This window comes from Streptomyces venezuelae ATCC 10712, from assembly GCF_008639165.1.
Lineage (GTDB): Bacteria > Actinomycetota > Actinomycetes > Streptomycetales > Streptomycetaceae > Streptomyces > Streptomyces venezuelae.
In genome coordinates, this window is the sequence record NZ_CP029197.1 from 2,208,287 (window position 1) to 2,226,411 (window position 18,125).

An 18,125-nucleotide genomic window follows, 5' to 3' on the forward strand; every position below is an offset into this window, starting at 1 on the left:
GCGCATGACGCTCGCCGTGGGGAGGATGAGGCCCATGACGAGCGTCTTCGCCCTTGCCCCGGAAACCCCCGTCCCGGTCGTCCCGGTGGTCGTGATCGAGGACGCCGCCGACGCCGTCCCCCTGGCCCGCGCCCTGGTGACCGGCGGCCTGCCGCTCATCGAGGTCACCCTGCGCACCCCGGCCGCGCTCGACGCCGTACGCGCGATCGCGGCCGAGGTGCCCGACGCGGTCGTCGGCGCGGGCACCGTCGTCTCGGCGGCGGGGGTCGCGGACGCGGTCGGCGCCGGGGCGCGGTTCCTGGTCAGCCCGGGGTGGACCGAGCGGCTGCTCGGGGCGATGCGCGCGTCGGGCGTACCGTTCCTGCCCGGGGTGTCGACGACCTCGGAGGTCGTGGCGCTGCTCGAACAGGGCGTGCACGACATGAAGTTCTTCCCGGCCGAGGCGGCCGGCGGCGTCCCGTATCTGAAGTCCCTCGCCGGACCGCTCCCCCAGGCCCGCTTCTGCCCGACCGGCGGCGTCTCCCTCGCCTCCGCCCCCTCCTACCTGTCCCTGCCGAACGTCGGCTGCGTCGGCGGTACGTGGATGCTGCCGCCCGACGCCCTCGCGGCCCGCGACTGGGGCCGGGTGGAGGCGCTGGCACGGGAGGCGGCGGCGCTGGGAGAGCCCTTCACCGTACGGTCCCGGTGAACTTCACGCCCAGGTGGTCGGTCACCGGGCGATAGCCGAGGCGCTGGTAGAGGGCGTTGCTGGTGGGGTTGGCGAGGTCCGTGAAGAGCAGCACCTGTTCGGCTCCGGCCTCCAGGGCGCGGCGGCTGACGGCCGTGGTGACCCCGGCCGCGTAACCGTGCCCGCGGGCGGTCGGCGGGGTGTAGACGAGAGAGACGCGGGCCTGGCCCTCGATCGTGCGGGAGACGCTCGCCGTCGACACCGGGCGCCCCTCGGGATCCTCCCAGAGCAGCAGCCGGCCTCCGGAGATCCGGTCCGTGACCAGTTCCGTGAAGGCGTCCGGGTCGTCCGTGGGGTCCTCGCCGATGTCCCGGGAGAACTCCCGCGCCCACGCTGCGGCGAGCGGGACGTCGGCGGGGCCCGCGACCCGGGCGCGTCCGGCGGGCGCGGGGTCCGGCGGGGTGAGGGTGCCGAGCCGGAAGAGCCGCATCCGGACGGTGGGCTCCCAGGGGCGGCCGGTGGCCTCGGCGAAGGCTTCGACGGCCGCCGTCTCGCCCCGCACCGCCGTCGCCTCCTCCTCCTCCTCGCCGTCGAGTGCCGCGAGGGCGCGGGCCGCCTCCACCGTGACCACCCCGAGGGCGGGCACGCGCGGTGGGGAGACCGCGAGGACCCCGGTGACGCGGCCGTCCGGCTCGGTCCACCAGCCCAGGCGGTCCGCGGTGTCCATGAGGGTGAGGACGGCGGTGTTGCGGGCGGGCTCGGCGGCGAGCAGGGCCGCGGCGCCCGCCCGGAAGACGGCCGGGTCCTCGGTGAAGTGCCACGTCATGGACGGTGATGGTGGTACGGGGACGGGGCGTCGCGCCACCCCTTTGCGCGGGGTTCCGCTACCGGAGGTGGGAGGTGTCGTTGAGGAGGCGGACGGACGCGTTGCCGTCGGCGTAGTACGCCACCGCGGAGATCGACGCGGCCGACAGCTCCATCCGGAACAGCGACTCCGGCGGGGCGCCGAGCGCGAGCCGGACCAGGGTCTTGATCGGCGTGACGTGGGTGACGAGGAGGACCGTGCGGCCCGCGTAGGCGGCGGTCAGCCGGTCCCGGGTCGCGGCGACCCGCCGGGCGACGGTCGCGAAGCTCTCGCCCCCGCCGGTCGGCGCGGCCTTCGGGGAGGCCAGCCAGGCGTCGAGGTCCTCGGCGTACCGCTCGCGCACCTCGCGGAACGTCAGCCCCTCCCAGGCGCCGAAGTCGGTCTCGCGCAGCCCCTGCTCGACGCGCACGTCGAGCCCGAGGCGGGCGGCGACGGCGGCGGCGGTCTGGCGGCAGCGGGTGAGCGGCGAGCTGACGATCTCCTGGACGGTGCCGCGGGCGGCCAGCGCCTCCGCGACGGCCTCGGCCTGCCGCAGCCCGGCCGGCGACAGCTCGGGGTCGGTCCCCCCGCTCCCGGAGAACCGCTTCTCGGGGGTGAGGGCGGTCTCGCCGTGCCGCAGCAGGACGAACGTGGCGGGCGCCCCCATGTCGGGCCCACCGGACCAGCCCTGGCGGGGGGCGGCGGCGGGCGGCGGCTGGAGGGCGGCGGGCCGCGCGGCGGCCGCCTCGGCCTCGAAGTCGCCGGAGGCCGTCGCGGGCGGAGCCGCCTCCTCGGCGGCGAACAGGCCGTCCGCCGCGCCGGTGCCCGGACCGGTCTGAACGTCCGGGGTCGTCGGGCGCGACACCGCGCCCGGCCAGGCACCCGTGCCCGTACCGCCGCCCGGGGCCGTACCGCCGCCCGGGGCCGGATGCGTACCGCCCGGGGCCGTACGCGTACCGCCCGGTTCCAGGCCTCCGGCGGTCGCGAGCGCGGCGCGTGCGCGGGCCGCGCCCGCCGTCGCGTCGCCCGGCGGGCCCGACGGCGGGAGGGTCGCGGCGTTGCGGGCGGCCGCCGAGTCCAGGGCGGCGGTCGACGCGGACGGCTCCCACGCGCGGCCGAGCTTGCCCGCGTCCATCGCCTCGTTCGCCAGCCGGTCCGCGTGCTTGTTGCGCTCGCGCGGGATCCACTCGTAACGCACCCGGCCCGCCGGGAAGACCCGGCCCGCCTCGGCCGCCAGCGGCTTCATGTCCGGGTGCTTGATCTTCCAGCGGCCGGACATCTGCTCGACGACCAGCTTGGAGTCCATCCGGACGTGGACGGTGGCATCGGGGAAGAGTTCCCGCGCCGCCTTCAGGCCGGCCACCAGGCCCTTGTACTCGGCGACGTTGTTCGTCGCCACGCCGATGTACTCGGCGGCCTCCGCGAGCGTCTCGCCCGTCACCGGGTCCAGGACGACGGCGCCGTACCCGGCGGGCCCCGGGTTGCCCCGGGAACCGCCGTCCGCCTCGACGATCACCTCACGCGAAGACGAAGCCGTCATTACAGGCCGGACTCCGAGGTGCGGACCAGGATGCGGCGGCAGTTCTCACAGCGGACGACGGCGTCCTTGGCGGCGGCGCGGACCTCGTTGAGCTCGGTGATGTTGAGCTCGATGTGGCAGCCCTCGCACTTGCGCTGGTACAGCCGGGCCGCGCCCACGCCGCCCTGCTGCTCGCGCAGCTTCTCGTACAGCTTCAGGAGGTCGGCCGGGACGGAGCCCGCGACGAGCTCGCGCTCCTTGGTGACGGAGGCGGACTCGGAGTCCAGCTCGGCCTGCGCGGCGTCGCGGCGCGCGGTGGCGTCGTCGACCTTGCTCTGCACGGCGCCGACCCGCTCGGTCAGCTCGGCGAGGCGCTCCTGCACGGACTCGCGGCGCTCCATGACCTCCAGGACGATCTCCTCCAGGTCGCCCTGGCGCTTGGCGAGGGAGACGATCTCGCGCTGCAGGTTCTCCAGGTCCTTCGGGGAGGACACGGCACCGGAGTCGAGGCGCTGCTGGTCGCGGGCGGCCCGCTGGCGGACCTGGTCGACGTCCTGCTCGGCCTTGGTCTGCTCGCGGCCGCAGTCGCTCTCCTCGGTCTGCGCGGCGACGAGCAGGTCGCGCAGCTGGGTGAGGTCCTTGGTCAGCGACTCGATCTCGGCGTGCTCGGGCAGCGAGCGGCGCTTGTGCGCGAGCTGCTGGAGGCGGACGTCCAGGGACTGGACGTCCAGGAGGCGGATCTGGTCGGCGGGCGCGGCGTTCAGTTGGGGGCTCCAGGGGAGGTGTAGTGGGAGGACCAGGGGTCGGTGACCGTCTTCGAGACGTGGACCCGGAGGCCCCAGCCGTGGCGGTCGGAAATCTCGTCGAGCTGGGCGGCGGCCTGCTCGCACCAGGGCCATTCGGTGGCCCAGTGGGCGGCGTCGACCAGGCCCAGCGGGGACTGTTGCGTGGCCTCGGAGACGGGGTGGTGGCGCAGGTCGGCGGTGAGGAAGGCGTCCACGCCCGCGGCCCGTACGGCGTCGAAGAGGCTGTCGCCGGAGCCGCCGCTGACGGCGACGCGGCGCACGGTCATGCCGGGGTCGCCCGCGACCCGGATGCCCTGCGCGGTGGCCGGCAGCCGCTTCGCCGCGCGGGCGGCGAACTCGGCGAGGGTCTCGGGGTGGTCGAGCTCGCAGATCCGGCCGAGACCGGTCTCGGGGACGAGGGGGCCGGTGACGCGGAGGTCGAGGGCGCCGGCGAGGGCGTCGGAGACGCCGGGGTCGGCGGTGTCGGCGTTGGTGTGCGCGACGTGCAGGGCGATGTCGTGCTTGATGAGCGTATGCACGACGCGGCCCTTGAAGTGGCCGGCGGCGACGGTCGTCGTCCCGCGCAGATAGAGCGGGTGGTGGGTGACGATCAGGTCGGCGCCGAGGGCGATCGCCTCGTCGGCGATCTCCTGGACGGGGTCGACGGCGAAGAGCACCCGGGTGATCCCGGCGTCGGGGTCGCCGCAGACGGTCCCGACCGCGTCCCAGGACTCGGCCCGCTCCGGGGGCCAGAGGGCGTCGAGCGCGGCGATGACTTCAGACAGACGGGGCACGAGGGAAAGGCTACCTGTCCCCCGCGCCCCCTTGCTCTGGCCGAGGTCCCGGCCTGTGGACAACCTCGTCCGGACCTACTTGACCAGGTCCTCGCGCAGGTCGTCGAGGACGCTGTTCGCGGCGGTCACGCCGAGGCCGAGGTACCAGGTCTCGTCCGGGACGTCCTTGGCCTGGCCGGCCTTGACCGCCTTGAGGTTCTTCCAGAGCGGGTTGGCCTGGGCGGCGTCCTTCTTGGTGGCCTTGGCGTCGCCGTACACGCCGGTGAAGATCCAGTCGGCGTCGGCCTCGTCGATCTTCTCCGGGCTGATCTCGGCGGCCAGCTCGTTGATCTGCTGGTTCTTGGGCCGCGGCACGCCGGTGTCCTCGAGGATGGTGCCGATGAAGGACGCCTTGGCGTAGAGGCGGATCTTGCCGGGGAGGTAGCGGACCATGGAGACGGTCGGCTTGTTCGGGCCGAGGTCCGTGCCGAGCTGCTTCGCCTTGGTCTCGTAGGCGGCGAGCTTCTCCTTCGCCTCGGCGGTCTTGTCGAGCGCGGCGGCGTTGAGGAGGTAGTTCTCCTTCCAGGTGAAGCCCGGGCGGATGGAGAACACGGTCGGCGCGATCTTCGACAGCTCGTCGTACTTGTCGGCGGCGCGCAGCTGGCTGCCGAGGATGAGGTCGGGCTGGAGGTTGGCGATGGCCTCCAGGTTGAGGTTGTTGATCGTGCCGACGGACTTCGGGGAGCCGGCGTCCTTCGCGAGGTAGCCCGGGATGCCGTCGTCGCCCTCGGAGGGGGCGTAGCCGACGGGCTTGAGGCCGAGCGAGACGACGTTGTCGAGCTCGCCGACGTCGAGGACGACGACGCGCTTCGGGGCGGCCTTCAGCTCGGTCTTGCCGAGGGCGTGGGTCACGGTGCGGGGGAACTGGCCGGCCTTGGCGTCCGTGCCCATGGCCGCGGTCTTGGCGGCGGCGTCGCCGAAGTCCTTGCCGCCGGTGGCGACGTCCTTCTTCTTGCCCGTGTCCTCCTTCTTGGAGGCGTCGGATCCTCCGTCGCCTCCTCCGCAGGCCGCGAGCGAGAGCGCGGCGGCGAGGGCGACGACGGCGGCGGTGCCGCGGCGGCGGAGGGACATGAGAAGGCTCCTGTACGGGTCCTGGCCGGCCGGAGCCAGAGACTCCGTTTAGGTTCGCCTTACCTTACTCATCACGGGTCACTCCAGCACAACCACCCCCCGCCCTTCAGCCGAACCGCCGGACGGCCACCCTTATGTGTGAAGTGACCCTGCTCGTGTTGTTCGGCTGGAAGTGCGAAAACTAGCTTCGTGGCCGGAGGTGACGAGTCGATGACAGCGTGTGCCATCGAGACCACGGCCGAGGACGACGACCGCGACCCCGGCGCGGCCTGGCCGACGGGATTCACGATCACGGCCAACGGCGCGTACGCGGCCAGGCTCGCGGGCGGCGGTGCCGCCCTGTACGTGGAGAGGTGGACCCTCGACGGCCCGGAGCCGTACGCCGTGCCGCTCCCCCTCGACCAGCCGGAGGAACCCGGCACCCAGCTGCTCCCGCTCGCCGACGGACGGGTCCTGGTCGCGCGCCGGGTGGACGGGCGGCGGAACACGTTCTCGCTGCTCTACCCCACCGGCCCGGCCACCGGGGAGCTCCAGCTCGGCGCGGTCGAGGCGCCGGGCTCCGAACACCTGGTGCTGCTGCCGCCCTCGCCGGACGGCATCTGCGCGTACGCCCTGTGCGTCGGCGCGGAGACGAGCACGCTCTGGCTGGTCGCGGGCGGCGCCTTCGGCCCCGAGCGGGTCGCGGAGGTCCCCGGCCGCTGCTCGGGCGGGGTCTGGCTCGACCGTACGGGGCGGATGCTGGCGCTCGACCGGCGGCTCGGCGACGGGCCGGTGAAGGCGGTCGCCGTCGACCTGGAGCGGGGCGGGGAGGTGACGCCGCTGCTCCAGATCACCGAGGACAGCGACGACCGGCTGCTCCTCGCGGACCCGGACAGCGGGCTGCTGCTGATCCGCTCCGACGCGCCGTCGCCGGGGCACGACCGGCTCGGCTGGGGCGTGCTCGGCAGCCTGCTGCCGGTGCGGTTCCCGGAGTGCCTGCGGCTGGACGACGCGGCGGTGACGCCGTTCGCCGTCCAGCCGGGGCAGGTGCTGATGCCGGAGAGCTGCGCGGTGGCCCTGCGGATCGACGCGGCGGGCGGCAGCTGGGTCGGGACCTGGCAGCCCTCGGCCCGCCGGATGGGTCAACTGGCCGCCCCCGTGGGCTGGCTGGCCGGTGCGGGCCTGTGGACGGCGGGCGGTGTGCTCCGGCTGCCGTACGCGACCCCCGGGGCGCCGTGCGGACTCGCGGACGTGGAGGTGCCGCCCGAACCGGAACCGGAGCCCGGGCCGGTGGCGGCGGTCGCCGAGGAGCCCCGGGTGTGCCGTCCGGTGCCTCTGCAGCAGGCGCCTCTCACGGACCGCAGACCCGCTGGTTAGAATCTCGGGCTGCACAGCAGGACCGATGTCAACGGGGTGAGTTGGACCATGTCGCACACCAGCACGGACGGGCAGGAGCCGAGCGGCTCCGGCAAGCACCGCGGTGAGGCCGCGCCGACGGAGGACTCCGCGTCCTCCCCGCACGGCCGCCACCGCCGCGAGCCCGACGGGCAGTAACGGGCGGGCAGGCAAGGCGAAGGGCCCCGGGGCGACCCGGGGCCCTTCGGCTTCCCCACCCTTCATTCCCCACCATTCCGCCGGCCGGACCGCACCCCGGCCGGTGGAAACCCGGCGTGAACCCCTGACGGCTCCTGACAGCTCTGACGGCCCTGGCGGACTCAGCCCTTCTTCAGGCCGAGCACCTCCGACGCCGCGAAGGTCTCGCCCGTCGGACGGGACGCGTAGTGCGGGGTCAGGAGTCCGTCCAGTTCCTCGTACGTGAACGCCTCCTTGGCCGTGTCGAACTTGGCCGACACCCTGGGCCGTTCCACGATCGCCACCATCCCGCCGTGCACGACGAGCAGCTGGCCGTTGACCCCGGCCGCCGCGGGGGAGGCGAGGTAGCCGACGAGCGGTGCCACGTGCTCCGGGGAGAGCGGATCGAGCTCGCCCTCGGCCGTCGGCTCGGCGAAGCCGGCGAAGACGTCCTCGGTCATCCGGGTCCTGGCCCGCGGGCAGATGGCGTTGGCGGTGACCCCGTACCGGGCGAGCGCCAGCGCCGACGAGGTGGTGAGGCCCACGATGCCGCCCTTGGCCGCCGCGTAGTTGGGCTGTCCGGCGGAACCGGCGAGGAAGGCCTCGGAGGAGGTGTTGACGATCCGGCCGTACACGCCGGTCTCCCCCGCCTTGGACCGGCCGCGCCAGTGCACGGCGGCGAAGTGGGTGGTGTTGAAGTGGCCCTTGAGGTGGACCCGTACGACCGAGTCCCACTCGTCCTCGGTCATCGAGAAGACCATCCGGTCGCGCAGGATGCCGGCGTTGTTGACCAGGACGTCCAGTTTGCCGAACTCCGTCACGGCCAGGTCGACCAGGCCCCGCGCGGTCTCGAAGTCGGAGACGTCGCCGAGGTGCGCGACCGCCCGGCCGCCCGCCGCGACGATCTCCGCCGCGACCTCCTCGGCGGGCGCGGCGGAGGCCGCCCCGGAGCCGTCGCGGCCGGGCTGTCCGTAGTCGTTGACGACGACGGCGGCGCCGAGCCGGGCCAGTTCCAGGGCCTCGGCGCGGCCGAGGCCGCGCCCGGCGCCGGTGACGATCGCGCTCAAACCCTCAAGAGGGAGTGACATCTCGCAGAAGTCCTCTCAGATCGCGATGCGGGTCAGATCTCGATGCGGGTCGGATCTCGGTGCGGGTCAGATCTCGATGCGGGTCACTCAGATCTCGATGCAGGTACGGAGCGCGGCGCCGGTACGCATCTGCTCCAGGGCCTCGTTGATCCCGGCCAGCGGTACCCGGTGGGTGATGAGCGACTCCAGGTCGATGCGGCCCGCCCGCCAGAGCGCGATGGCACGCTCGTAGGAGCGGAGCACGTCCCCGCCGCCGTACATGGAGGGCAGGATGCGCTTCTCGTCGAAGAACAGCTCGAACATGCTGACCTGGAAGTAGTCGTCGAGGGCGCCCGCGCCGACGACGCAGAGGGTGCCGCCGCGCCGGGTGTTCTCGTAGGCGGTGCGGGCGGTGGCGGACTTGCCGACGACCTCGAAGACGTAGTCGAAGCCCTCGCCCGCGGTGATCCGCTGCTTGGCGTCGGCGAGCGCGTCCGGGGCGACCGCCTCGGTGGCGCCGAAGCGGAGCGCGGCCTCGCGGCGCGACGCGACGGGGTCGACGGCGACGATCTGGGCGGCGCCCTGGAGCTTGGCGCCCTGGATGGCGGAGATGCCCACGCCGCCGCAGCCGATGACGGCGACGGACGAACCGGCCTCCACCTTCGCCGTGTTGATGGCGGCGCCGAGTCCGGTGGTGACGCCGCAGCCGATGAGGGCGGCGATGTCGAAGGGCACGTCGTCGGGGATCGGGACGGCGCAGCCGGCGTCGACGACGACCTCCTCGGTGAAGGTGCCGGTGCCCGCGAAGCCGAAGACGTCTCCGCCGGGACGCTTGAAGTTGGGCGTTCCGGCGTTCATGAAGCCGGCGAGGCAGAGCTGGGTCTGGCCGCGCTTGCAGGCGGGACAGCTGCCGCAAGCGGGCAGCCAGCAGAGCAGCACCCGCTGGCCCTGGTCGAGTCCGGTGACGCCGTCGCCGACGTCGAGGATCTCGCCGGCGCCCTCGTGGCCGGGGATGAAGGGGGCGGGCTGCGGGAGGACGCCGCTCATGGCGGAGACGTCGGAGTGGCAGAGGCCGGTGGCCCGGACCCGGATCCTCACCTTGCCGGGGCCGAAGCCCACCGCCTCGACGTCGTCGAGGACTTCGAGCTTGTCCTGGCCGATCTCGTGCAGTACGGCTGCGCGCATGGTGCGGCTCCAATCGCGATCAGGAGTGTTCGACGAGGGTGTCGGCGAGCACGGGGGCGTCGTCGCGCTCCACGGCCGTCACGGTCACCTGGACGCGGCCCTCGTCGGCCCACATCCGGATGCGCAGGGTCTCGCCGGGGAAGACGATCCCGGCGAATCGGGTGCGGTACGAGCGGACGCGGGCGACGTCGCCGCCGAGCACCGTGTCCACCACCGCCTTGAGCGTCATGCCGTACGTGCAGAGGCCGTGCAGGATCGGCCGGTCGAAGCCGGCGAGCGCGGCGAACTCGGGGTCGGCGTGGAGCGGGTTCCAGTCGCCGGAGAGCCGGTAGAGCAGCGCCTGGTCCTCGCGTACGGGCCGCTCGACGGTCTTGTCGGGTTCGCGGTCGGGGAGGGCGAGGCGCTCGGAGGGGCCGCGGTCGCCGCCCCAGCCGCCCTCACCGCGGACGAAGATCTGGGCGTCGCTGGTCCAGAGCGGCCCGTCGGCGTCGGACGCCTCGGAGCGCAGGACGAGGACGGCGGCCTTGCCCTTGTCGTACACGGCGGCGACGCGGGAGGTGGAGACGGCGCGGCCGCCGGCCGGGACGGGGCGGTGGAGGGTGATCGACTGGCCGCCGTGCAGGACGGCGGCGAGGTCTATGTCGATGCCGGGGGCGGAGAGCCCGCCGACGACCCCCATGCCGGCGCCCGCGACGGTCGCGAAGCTGGGCAGGACGTGGAGCCTGGATTCGAGGGTGTAGCGGAGCTCGTCGGGGTCGGTCGCGGGGCTGCCGGCGCCCAGTCCCAGGTGGTAGAGCTGGACGTCCTTGTGGTCCCAGGAGATCTCGGCGCTGCGGGGTTCGGCGGCGACGGCCTTGGCGGGGTCGATGGGCATCGGGCTGCTGCTCCTCGTGGCGGTGAAGACCTCGGCGCGGCCGTCCGCACCGTCGGCCGCACCGAGGCCGTGCGGGGACCGTCCCGTACGCGGCCGTTCTAGAACGCGTTCTAGGTCGGTGGACCCCATGTATAGCCGAGGCGGGGGGAGTTGGGAACCCTCCCGACAGGCGTCAACTGACGGTACGTCAGGTATGGCGGGATGCGCACCGCGGCGGCACCCGGGACATTTGTCACGGCCAGGTCCGTACATCCACGCCTGCCGGACCCCGGCCCCCGATTCGTAGCGTCGTACCCATGACGAACGAGACAGCGGTCGCCTTCACCGGAGTCACCCGGTCCTTCGGGCCGGTCCGCGCCGTGGACGGCATCGACCTCACCATCCCGCGCGGCGAGACCGTCGCCCTGCTCGGCCGCAACGGCGCCGGGAAGTCCACGGCCATCAGCCTCCTCCTCGGCCTCGACGAGCCCGACACCGGCCGCGTCACCCTCTTCGGCGGCTCCCCCGACCGCGCCGTCGCGGCCGGCCGGGTCGGCGCCATGCTCCAGGAGGGACGCCCCGTCCCCCGGGTCACCGTGCGCGAGCTCGTCGCCTTCGTCGCCCGGACCTACCCCCACCCCATGCCGGTCTCCGAGGCCCTCGCGCTCGCCGACCTCACCGACCTCGCCGGCCGCCGGGTCGACCGGCTCTCCGGCGGCCAGACCCAGCGGGTCCGGTTCGCCGTCGCCCTCGTCGGCAACCCCGAACTGATCGTCCTCGACGAGCCCACCGCCGCCCTCGACGTCGAGGCCCGCGAGGTCTTCTGGACGTCGATGCGGGGCTACGCCCGGCGCGGCAACACGGTCCTGTTCTCCACCCACTACCTGGAGGAGGCCGACGCAAGCGCCGACCGGATCGTCCTCATCGACTCCGGCCGCGTCCTCGCCGACGGCACCGGCGAACAGCTCAAGCGCGCCGCCGGCGGCAGCCTCGTCTCCTTCGACCTGGCCGGCGCCCCCAGCGAGGACCTGCCCCTGCTGCCCGGAGTGACCTCCGTCGAGATCCGCGGCGACCGCGCCCGGCTGCACACCGACGACTCCGACGCGACCGTCCGCGCGCTCGCCGAACGGAACGCGATCCGGGGCCTCGAAGTCGCCCCCGTCTCCCTCAACGACGCCTTCCTCACCCTCACCGCGCACGCCCCCGCGGCGGGCACCCGCACCCTGGAGACGACCCGATGATCACCGAGTACGTACGCCTCGAAGTGCGCCGCACCCTGCGCGACACCGGCTTCGCCATCGGCACCGTCGCCGTCCCGGTGATGATGTACCTCCTCTTCACCAACCTCGGCGGCCAGAACGAACCGGAGTGGAAGGCCGCCTCCATGGTCGGCATGGCGGCGTACGGAGCGCTCGGCTCCGCCCTGTCGATCGGCACCGGCGTCGCCGAGGACAAGGGCACCGGCTGGCTGCGACAGCTGCGGATCACACCGATGTCACCGCGTCAGGTCGTCATCGGCCGCGCCCTGACCGGCTCGGTGGTGGTGCTCCCGGCGATCCTCGGAGTTCTCCTCGCCGGCGGCCTGTTCAACGACGTCCGGCTCGCCGCCTGGCAGTGGGCCACGGTCGCCCTCACCCTCTGGCTCGGCTCGCTCCCCTTCACCCTCCTCGGCATCGGCAACGGCTACCGGCTCACCGCCCAGACGACCGGCGTCGTCAACATCGCCTGCAACCTCGGCCTCGCCGTCCTCGGCGGACTGTGGTTCCCGGTGAGCCTCTTCCCCGGCTGGCTGCGCGCCCTCTCCGAGTACACCCCCACCCACCGCTTCGCCGAACTCGGCGTCTCGGTCGCCGACGGACACGCCCCCGGCGTGGCGGCGCTCGCCGTCCTCGCGGTCTGGGCGGCACTGTTCGGGGTGTACGCCGCGACCTCGTACCGTCGTTCGGCGAGGACGGCGTAAGGAGCGGGACATGACGAACCGGCAGCGGCGCCGGGAGGCGCGGTGCGAGCGCCCCGACCGGGGACCCAGCGGGCTGAGCCTGCTCCCCTGGCTCCTGATGGGCCTCGGCGCGCTCTCCCACCTCATCGAGGGCAAGGCCGCCAACCCCTGGCTCGGCGCCCTCGGCCTCCTCGCCTTCAACACCCTCTACATCGCGATCGTCTTCCGCGCCTTCGACCCGCCCCGCCGCGAGGCACCGCTGACCCGGGTCCTCCTCGTCGCCCTCGGGGCGCTGACCTTCGCCCTCGCCATCGGCTACGGCAGCGGATGGCTGCTGCTCTTCCCGCTCCTGGGCCTCGCCGTCGGGGCGGTGGTACGGGGCAGGAAACGGCTGCGGCTCATCGTCTTCCCCCTGGTCGCCGCGGTCGGAGTGGTGACGTACTGGCGCGACGGCTGGGACTCCCTCGGCGTCGTGTACGGAACGTTCATCTCGGTGATGGTGACGGCCGCCATCCTCGCCCTGGACGAGACGGTCCGGGAACTGCGCGGGACCCGCGAGGAACTGGCCCGCACGGCGGTCGAGAAGGAACGGCTGCGGTTCTCCCGCGACCTGCACGACCTCCTCGGCCACACGCTCTCGGTGATCGTGGTGAAGTCCGAGGTCGTACGCCGGCTCGCCCCGCGCGACCTGGACGCGGCCCTCGCGCAGGTCGCGGACATCGAGTCGGTGGGCCGCCAGGCGCTCACCGAGATCCGGGAGGCCGTCACCGGCTACCGCGAGGGCAGCCTCGCCACCGAGCTCGACCGGGCGCGCGACGCGCTCTCCTCGGCCGGCATCGAACCGGTCGTACGCCGCTCGGGACCGCTCCTCGAGCCGCAGACGGAGGCCCTGCTCAGCTGGGTGGTCCGGGAGTCCGCGACCAACGCGATCCGGCACAGCGGCGCCGCCCACTGCGAGATCACCCTCTCCGGCACCGCCGACCGGGTCCGCCTCACGGTCACCGACGACGGCCGGGGCACGGCCGGCACCACCACTCCGGGGAGCGGTCTGCGGGGCCTGCGCGAGCGGGTCGCGGCGGCAGGCGGCACTCTTGACTCGGGACCGGCCCCACGGGGCGGGTTCCGGGTCACCGCGGAGCTCCCCGTGGAGGCCCCCGGGCCGGACGAGGGGGAGCCGACGACATGATCCGACTGCTGCTGGCGGAGGACCAGGGCATGATGCGCGGGGCGCTGGCCCTGCTGCTCGGCATGGAGCACGACATGGAGGTCGTCGCGCAGGTGGGCCGGGGCGACGAGATCGTGGACGCGGCGCTGCTCGCGCGGCCGGACGTGGCACTGCTCGACATCGAGCTGCCGGGGCGCTCGGGCCTGGACGCGGCGGCGGACCTGCGCGCCCAGGCCCCGGACTGCCGGGTCCTGATCCTGACGACCTTCGGCCGCCCGGGCTATCTGCGCCGCGCGATGGAGGCGGGCGCGGCGGGCTTCCTGGTGAAGGACGGCCCCGTGGAGGAGCTGGCCGAGGCCGTCCGGAAGGCGCTGCGCGGCGAGACGGTCATCGACCCGGCCCTCGCCGCGGCGGCCCTGGGCGCCGGCCCGAACCCCCTGACGGCCCGCGAACGGGACGCGCTGGCGGCGGCGGTGGACGGCGCGACGATCGCGGACATCGCGGCGGCCCTCCACCTGTCGGAGTCGACGGTCCGCAACTACCTGTCGTCGGCCATCGGCAAGACCGGCACCCGCAACCGCATGGAGGCGGTCCGGGCGGCGCGGCAGCAGGGGTGGCTGTAGGGGGGGTGTCCCGGCCCGTCGGCTACAGGCCCGCGAGGGCGGCCGCCCGCTGGGCCTCGAAGTTCCCCACGTACGCGTCGAAGACGGCGGCGTCCTCGTACTTGAGCAGAGCCTCGTCGTTGTACTTGAGCGCCGTCGTCGTGTAGGTGTGGCTGCCGGTGAAGACGATCTTCTTGTTGACGCCGCCGTTGTACGTGCCCTCGACCAGCAGGTACTTGGTGTGGGAGTCGGAGCCGCCGCGCTTGTCGTTGTCGAGCTGGTGCAGGGTGATGCGGCCCTTGCCCGTCACGGGCCTGGTCAGCCAGTTGGCCACCTGTCCCATGGGCTTGTCGTCGGCCGTCCAGTTGTCGAGCGACCGGTAGACGATCTCGATGTCGCAGCCCGCTTCGGCGAGTTCCCACAGCTTCCTGGCCACCTCGGTGCGGGTGATGTGGCCCTGGGCGATCCGGATCTTCGTGCGGCCGTCCGGGGTGCCGTAGCCCGCGGAGTTGCCCGCGCAGGAGTCGGGGGTGCCGACCGGCGCCACCGTCCCGAGGATGTTGACGACCGTGTCGGTGCCGGACCGCGGGAAGAAGTAGACCTTCGCCTTGCCCGCCTGGGTGTCGTGCGGGTAGTCCGCGACCTGGGGCGCCTGGCCGGCGGCGGCGGCCGCCTGGTCGTCGAAGTACCGGGTGTACGCGGCGAACAGTTCGGTGTTGCCGGCGACAGTCAGCGCGTCGTTCCACCAGTCGTCGGTGTCGTTGCTCGTGAGGTTGCCGGAGCCCTGCACCACCACGTCGTCGACCGGGACGGTGCCCTTGCCCTTGGTACGGGAGAACAGGAAGAACTTGTTGTGGTTGACGTTGTCGTACGTGCCGTTCGGGTCCGCCGCCGTGGTGCCCGGGTCCAGGGCCAGGCAGGCCTCCTCCGCCTTGCAGGTCCGGACCCAGGAGTCCGGGCTGCCCGTCGGGTCCGCGAGCCGGCTCTTCAGGGTGTCGAGCCCGGTGGACCTGCTGTCGGCGTCGACGACGACCTGGACGGTGACGCCCCTGCGGTGGGCGGCGCCCAGCTTCTCGGCCAGGTAGACGGACTGGTACAGGTACAGGGAGATCCGGATGGACGAGCCCGGCTCCGCCCCGTCGACGAGGCCCGCCAGGTGCGAGAGGATGCGCCCCCTGGCGGAGGCGTCGGCGCTGTTGGGGTCGTTGAACACGGGGCCGGTGGTGACGGCCAGGACCGGCTCCGCCGAGGCCGAGGGCGCGACCAGCAGGGAGGCGCCGACGGCCAGCGCGGTCACGGTCGTTCTGAACTTGCTCTTGATCGATATCACCGGGGCATTGTCACCCCTGGACGGCGCCCGCCCTGGACGGCTTCGGCAGCCACAGGTACATCAGGGCCGCCGCGCCGACCAGGACGGCCGTCGACGTGCGGAAGGCCATCGCGTAGCCGGGGACCAGGGACGACGGGTCCGGGGTCGCGTGCGCGGGGGTGGCCGCCGCGGCGATCGTGGACATCACCGCGAGGCCCAGGGCGCCGCCCATCGTGCGGGAGGTGTTGACCAGGCCTGAGACCAGGCCCGCGTCCGACGGTGAGGCGCTGGAGGTGGCGAGGGTGGCGAGCGGGGTCGTCGCGAGGCCGATGCCGGCCATCATCAGGATGCCGGGGCCCAGGATCGTGCCGAGGAACGTGCCGTCGGCCGTGAGCGTCGACTGCCAGCCGAAGCCCACGGCGGCGACGAGGGCGCCGATGACGGCCAGGTTCCGGGCGCCGACCGCCGGCATCAGGTGCGGGGCGAGCTTGGAGCCCAGAACGACGCTGAGGGAGCTGGGGACCAGCGCGAGACCCGCCTGGAGCGGGGTGTACGCGAGGACGCTCTGCGCGTAGTTGGTCATGAAGAACCACATGGCGAAGGAGCTCGAACCACACAGCAGGATCGCCACGTTGGCCGCCGACACCGCACGCGTACGGAAGATCTTCAGCGGCATCAGCGGGCCGGCCGTGCGGGCCTCGACCGCCACGAAGACGCCGAGGAGCAGCAGGCCGCCGAGGAGCGTGAGCAGGGTCGCCGGGGCCGTCCAGCCCGCCTCCTCGGTCTGCACGATGCCGTACGCGAGGGTGGCGAGCCCGGCGGTGACGAGGACCGCGCCCGGCAGGTCGAGCCGGCGGCCCGCGCCGGTGCGGGACTCGCGGAGCCAGAGCAGCCCGCCGGCCAGGACGAGGACGCCGACCGGGACGTTGATGAGGAGGACCCAGCGCCAGGACAGCAGGTCGACGAGGACGCCGCCGACGAAGCCGCCCGCCGCGCCGCCGGCCGCGCCGACCGCCGTCCAGGTGCCGATGGCCCCGGTGCGGGCGGCGCCGGCCGGGACCGCGGCGGTGACCAGGGTCAGCGTGGCGGGCGAGAGGACGGCGGCGCCGAGGCCCTGCACGGCCCGGGCGGCGACGAGCTGCCAGCCTTCCTGGGCGAGGCCGCCGGCGACCGAGGCGGCGGTGAAGAGACCGAGCCCCAGCAGGAACATCGCCTTCCGCCCATAGAGGTCGGAGGCCCGGCCGCCCAGCAGCATGAAGCCGGCGAAGGCGATCGCGTACGCGTTGAGCACCCACTGCAGACCGAGCGCCGAGAGCCCGAGGTCGGTCCGCATCGACGGCAGCGCCACGTTCACGACGGAGACGTCGAGGACGACGAGGAACTGGCCCGCGCAGGCGGTCAGGACGACCGCCCAGGCGCGGGGCGTGCGGAGGGAGGAGGGGGCGGGGGTCGTCCGTGGGGAGTCGGTCTGCGGCATGAGTGTGATGGTCGCAGACCGCATCCGCCCCGTACATCGGGAGAAGGTCCTACGCCTTCCGCAGCAGCGTCACCACCGCCGCACCGCCGAGCCCGATGTTGTGCGCGAGCCCGACCCGCGCGCCCGCCACCTGCCGGGCGCCGGCCTGGCCCCGTAGCTGCCAGACCAGTTCGGCGGTCTGCGCAAGGCCCGTGGCGCCCAGCGGGTGGCCCTTGGAGATGAGGCCGCCGGAGGGGTTCACCACCCAGCGGCCGCCGTACGTCGTGGCGCCGGACTCGACGAGCTTGCCGGAGGCGCCCTCCTCGCACATGCCGAGCGCCTCGTAGGTGAGGAGTTCGTTGATCGAGAAGCAGTCGTGGAGCTCGATCACGTCGACGTCCTCGATGCCGAGCCCGGAGCGCTCGTACACCTGCCGGGCGGCGGCCCGGGACATCGGGCGGCCGACGGCGTCGATGCAGGAGCCGGAGGCGAAGGACTCCTCGGTGTCCGTCGTCATCGCCTGTCCGGCGATCTCCACCGCCCGGTCCCGCAGCCCGTGTTCGTCGGCGAAGCGCTCGGAGACGACGAGGACCGCCGCCGCGCCGTCCGAGGTGGGCGAGCACTGGAGCTTGGTGAGCGGCCGGTGGACGGTCTTCGCCGCGAGGATCTCGTCGACCGTGTACACGTCCTGGAACTGGGCGTGGGGGTTGTTCGCCGAGTGCTGGTGGTTCTTGGCGCCGACGGCCGCGAGCTGCACCTCGGTCGTCCCGTACCGCTCCATGTGCTCGCGGGCGGCGTTGCCGAAGATCTGCGCGGTGGGCGGGCTCGCCTCGAAGCCGTGGCGGGCGGCCATGATGCCGTAGTGCCGGGCGACGGGCGAGGTGGAGAAGTCGCCGGCCGCCGCTCCGCCGCCGAGCGAGCCCCGGCTCATCTTCTCGAAGCCGAGGGCGAGGACGCAGTCGGCGACGCCGCCCTCGACGAACTGGCGGGCGGTCATGAGGGCGGTGGAGCCGGTCGCGCAGTTGTTGTTGAGGTTGTAGACGGGGATGCCGGAGAGCCCCAGTGCGTACACGGCGCGCTGTCCGGCGGTGGAGGCCTGGAAGCAGTAGCCGACGACGGCCTGCTCCACGCGCGTGTAGGGGACGCCGGCGTCGGCGAGCGCGGCGGTTCCGGCCTCCTCGGCCATGTCCCAGTACTGCCAGTCCCGGGTCTCCGGCTTCTCGAACTTGGTCATCCCGACCCCGACGACATACGCCTTGCCGGTCGTTTCCCTGGTCAT

18 protein-coding genes are annotated in these 18,125 nt (G+C 73.5%); 7 read left to right on the top strand and 11 right to left on the bottom strand.

Annotation, left to right across the window (positions count from 1 at the left end):
* The first annotated feature begins 34 nt into the window (after positions 1-34).
* Positions 35-688 (top strand): bifunctional 4-hydroxy-2-oxoglutarate aldolase/2-dehydro-3-deoxy-phosphogluconate aldolase, encoded by a 654-nt coding sequence (gene eda, locus DEJ43_RS09855; RefSeq protein WP_015033197.1) that lies wholly within the window; start codon positions 35-37, stop codon positions 686-688.
* On the opposite strand, the gene DEJ43_RS09860 is transcribed toward eda, so the two are convergent.
* The 5 genes from DEJ43_RS09860 to DEJ43_RS09880 all read right to left on the bottom strand — a co-directional run bounded on the left by DEJ43_RS09860 (position 669) and on the right by DEJ43_RS09880 (position 5,719).
* Positions 669-1,493 (bottom strand): GNAT family N-acetyltransferase, encoded by an 825-nt coding sequence (locus DEJ43_RS09860; protein WP_015033198.1) that lies wholly within the window; start codon positions 1,491-1,493, stop codon positions 669-671. The genes eda and DEJ43_RS09860 overlap by 20 nt on opposite strands.
* A gap of 58 nt (positions 1,494-1,551) precedes the next feature.
* Complete coding sequence (locus DEJ43_RS09865) at positions 1,552-3,051, bottom strand: bifunctional RNase H/acid phosphatase (protein ID WP_015033199.1); 1,500 nt, start codon at positions 3,049-3,051, stop codon at positions 1,552-1,554.
* Entirely contained in the window at positions 3,051-3,794 is a 744-nt protein-coding gene (locus DEJ43_RS09870) for a zinc ribbon domain-containing protein (RefSeq protein WP_181399431.1), read from the bottom strand. Before DEJ43_RS09870 ends, DEJ43_RS09865 begins: the two co-directional genes overlap by 1 nt.
* A complete protein-coding gene (locus DEJ43_RS09875; protein ID WP_015033201.1) occupies positions 3,791-4,609 on the bottom strand; it encodes a Nif3-like dinuclear metal center hexameric protein in 819 nt (272 codons plus the stop codon). Before DEJ43_RS09875 ends, DEJ43_RS09870 begins: the two co-directional genes overlap by 4 nt.
* Positions 4,610-4,684: 75 nt before the next feature.
* Complete coding sequence (locus DEJ43_RS09880) at positions 4,685-5,719, bottom strand: ABC transporter substrate-binding protein (protein WP_015033202.1); 1,035 nt, start codon at positions 5,717-5,719, stop codon at positions 4,685-4,687.
* A 210-nt stretch (positions 5,720-5,929) separates the two neighbouring features.
* Between DEJ43_RS09880 and DEJ43_RS09885 the strand changes: the two genes are divergently transcribed.
* Together DEJ43_RS09885 and DEJ43_RS38515 are read left to right on the top strand one after the other, a co-directional pair.
* On the top strand, positions 5,930-7,075 hold the full coding sequence (locus tag DEJ43_RS09885) for a hypothetical protein (RefSeq protein ID WP_015033203.1): 1,146 nt from the start codon (positions 5,930-5,932) through the stop codon (positions 7,073-7,075).
* Positions 7,076-7,123: 48 nt separating this feature from the next.
* Complete coding sequence (locus DEJ43_RS38515; RefSeq protein WP_086024633.1) at positions 7,124-7,252, top strand: hypothetical protein; 129 nt, start codon at positions 7,124-7,126, stop codon at positions 7,250-7,252.
* A gap of 161 nt (positions 7,253-7,413) precedes the next feature.
* Here the strand turns inward: DEJ43_RS38515 and DEJ43_RS09890 are convergent, their stop codons facing one another.
* The 3 genes from DEJ43_RS09890 to DEJ43_RS09900 all read right to left on the bottom strand — a co-directional run bounded on the left by DEJ43_RS09890 (position 7,414) and on the right by DEJ43_RS09900 (position 10,396).
* The gene (locus tag DEJ43_RS09890) at positions 7,414-8,358 is read right to left on the bottom strand and encodes a 3-oxoacyl-ACP reductase (RefSeq protein ID WP_015033204.1); all 945 of its coding nucleotides are present in this window, start codon (positions 8,356-8,358) and stop codon (positions 7,414-7,416) included.
* Between the two features lie 87 nt (positions 8,359-8,445).
* Positions 8,446-9,522, bottom strand: a complete 1,077-nt coding sequence (locus DEJ43_RS09895) for a Zn-dependent alcohol dehydrogenase (RefSeq protein WP_015033205.1) — start codon at positions 9,520-9,522, stop codon at positions 8,446-8,448.
* 19 nt (positions 9,523-9,541) lie between these two features.
* Positions 9,542-10,396, bottom strand: coding sequence for a MaoC/PaaZ C-terminal domain-containing protein (locus DEJ43_RS09900; RefSeq protein WP_015033206.1), 855 nt, complete (start codon positions 10,394-10,396; stop codon positions 9,542-9,544).
* A 296-nt stretch (positions 10,397-10,692) separates the two neighbouring features.
* Here DEJ43_RS09900 and DEJ43_RS09905 point away from each other — a divergent pair, with 296 nt between their 5' ends.
* From DEJ43_RS09905 to DEJ43_RS09920, 4 genes are read left to right on the top strand one after another with little or no spacing between them, the layout of a single operon-like run.
* Positions 10,693-11,616, top strand: coding sequence for an ABC transporter ATP-binding protein (locus tag DEJ43_RS09905; RefSeq protein WP_015033207.1), 924 nt, complete (start codon positions 10,693-10,695; stop codon positions 11,614-11,616).
* Entirely contained in the window at positions 11,613-12,335 is a 723-nt protein-coding gene (locus DEJ43_RS09910) for an ABC transporter permease (protein ID WP_015033208.1), read from the top strand. The genes DEJ43_RS09905 and DEJ43_RS09910 overlap by 4 nt, the downstream gene beginning before the upstream one ends.
* Before the next feature lie 10 nt (positions 12,336-12,345).
* The gene (locus DEJ43_RS09915; protein WP_015033209.1) at positions 12,346-13,500 is read left to right on the top strand and encodes a sensor histidine kinase; all 1,155 of its coding nucleotides are present in this window, start codon (positions 12,346-12,348) and stop codon (positions 13,498-13,500) included.
* Positions 13,497-14,102 (top strand): response regulator transcription factor, encoded by a 606-nt coding sequence (locus tag DEJ43_RS09920; RefSeq protein ID WP_015033210.1) that lies wholly within the window; start codon positions 13,497-13,499, stop codon positions 14,100-14,102. Before DEJ43_RS09915 ends, DEJ43_RS09920 begins: the two co-directional genes overlap by 4 nt.
* Before the next feature lie 22 nt (positions 14,103-14,124).
* On the opposite strand, the gene DEJ43_RS09925 is transcribed toward DEJ43_RS09920, so the two are convergent.
* The 3 genes from DEJ43_RS09925 to DEJ43_RS09935 are packed head-to-tail and all read right to left on the bottom strand — an operon-like array spanning position 14,125 to position 18,125.
* On the bottom strand, positions 14,125-15,411 hold the full coding sequence (locus DEJ43_RS09925; protein WP_015033211.1) for a phospholipase D-like domain-containing protein: 1,287 nt from the start codon (positions 15,409-15,411) through the stop codon (positions 14,125-14,127).
* Positions 15,412-15,421: 10 nt separating this feature from the next.
* On the bottom strand, positions 15,422-16,867 hold the full coding sequence (locus DEJ43_RS09930) for an MFS transporter (protein WP_015033212.1): 1,446 nt from the start codon (positions 16,865-16,867) through the stop codon (positions 15,422-15,424).
* Between the two features lie 49 nt (positions 16,868-16,916).
* A complete protein-coding gene (locus DEJ43_RS09935; protein WP_015033213.1) occupies positions 16,917-18,125 on the bottom strand; it encodes a lipid-transfer protein in 1,209 nt (402 codons plus the stop codon).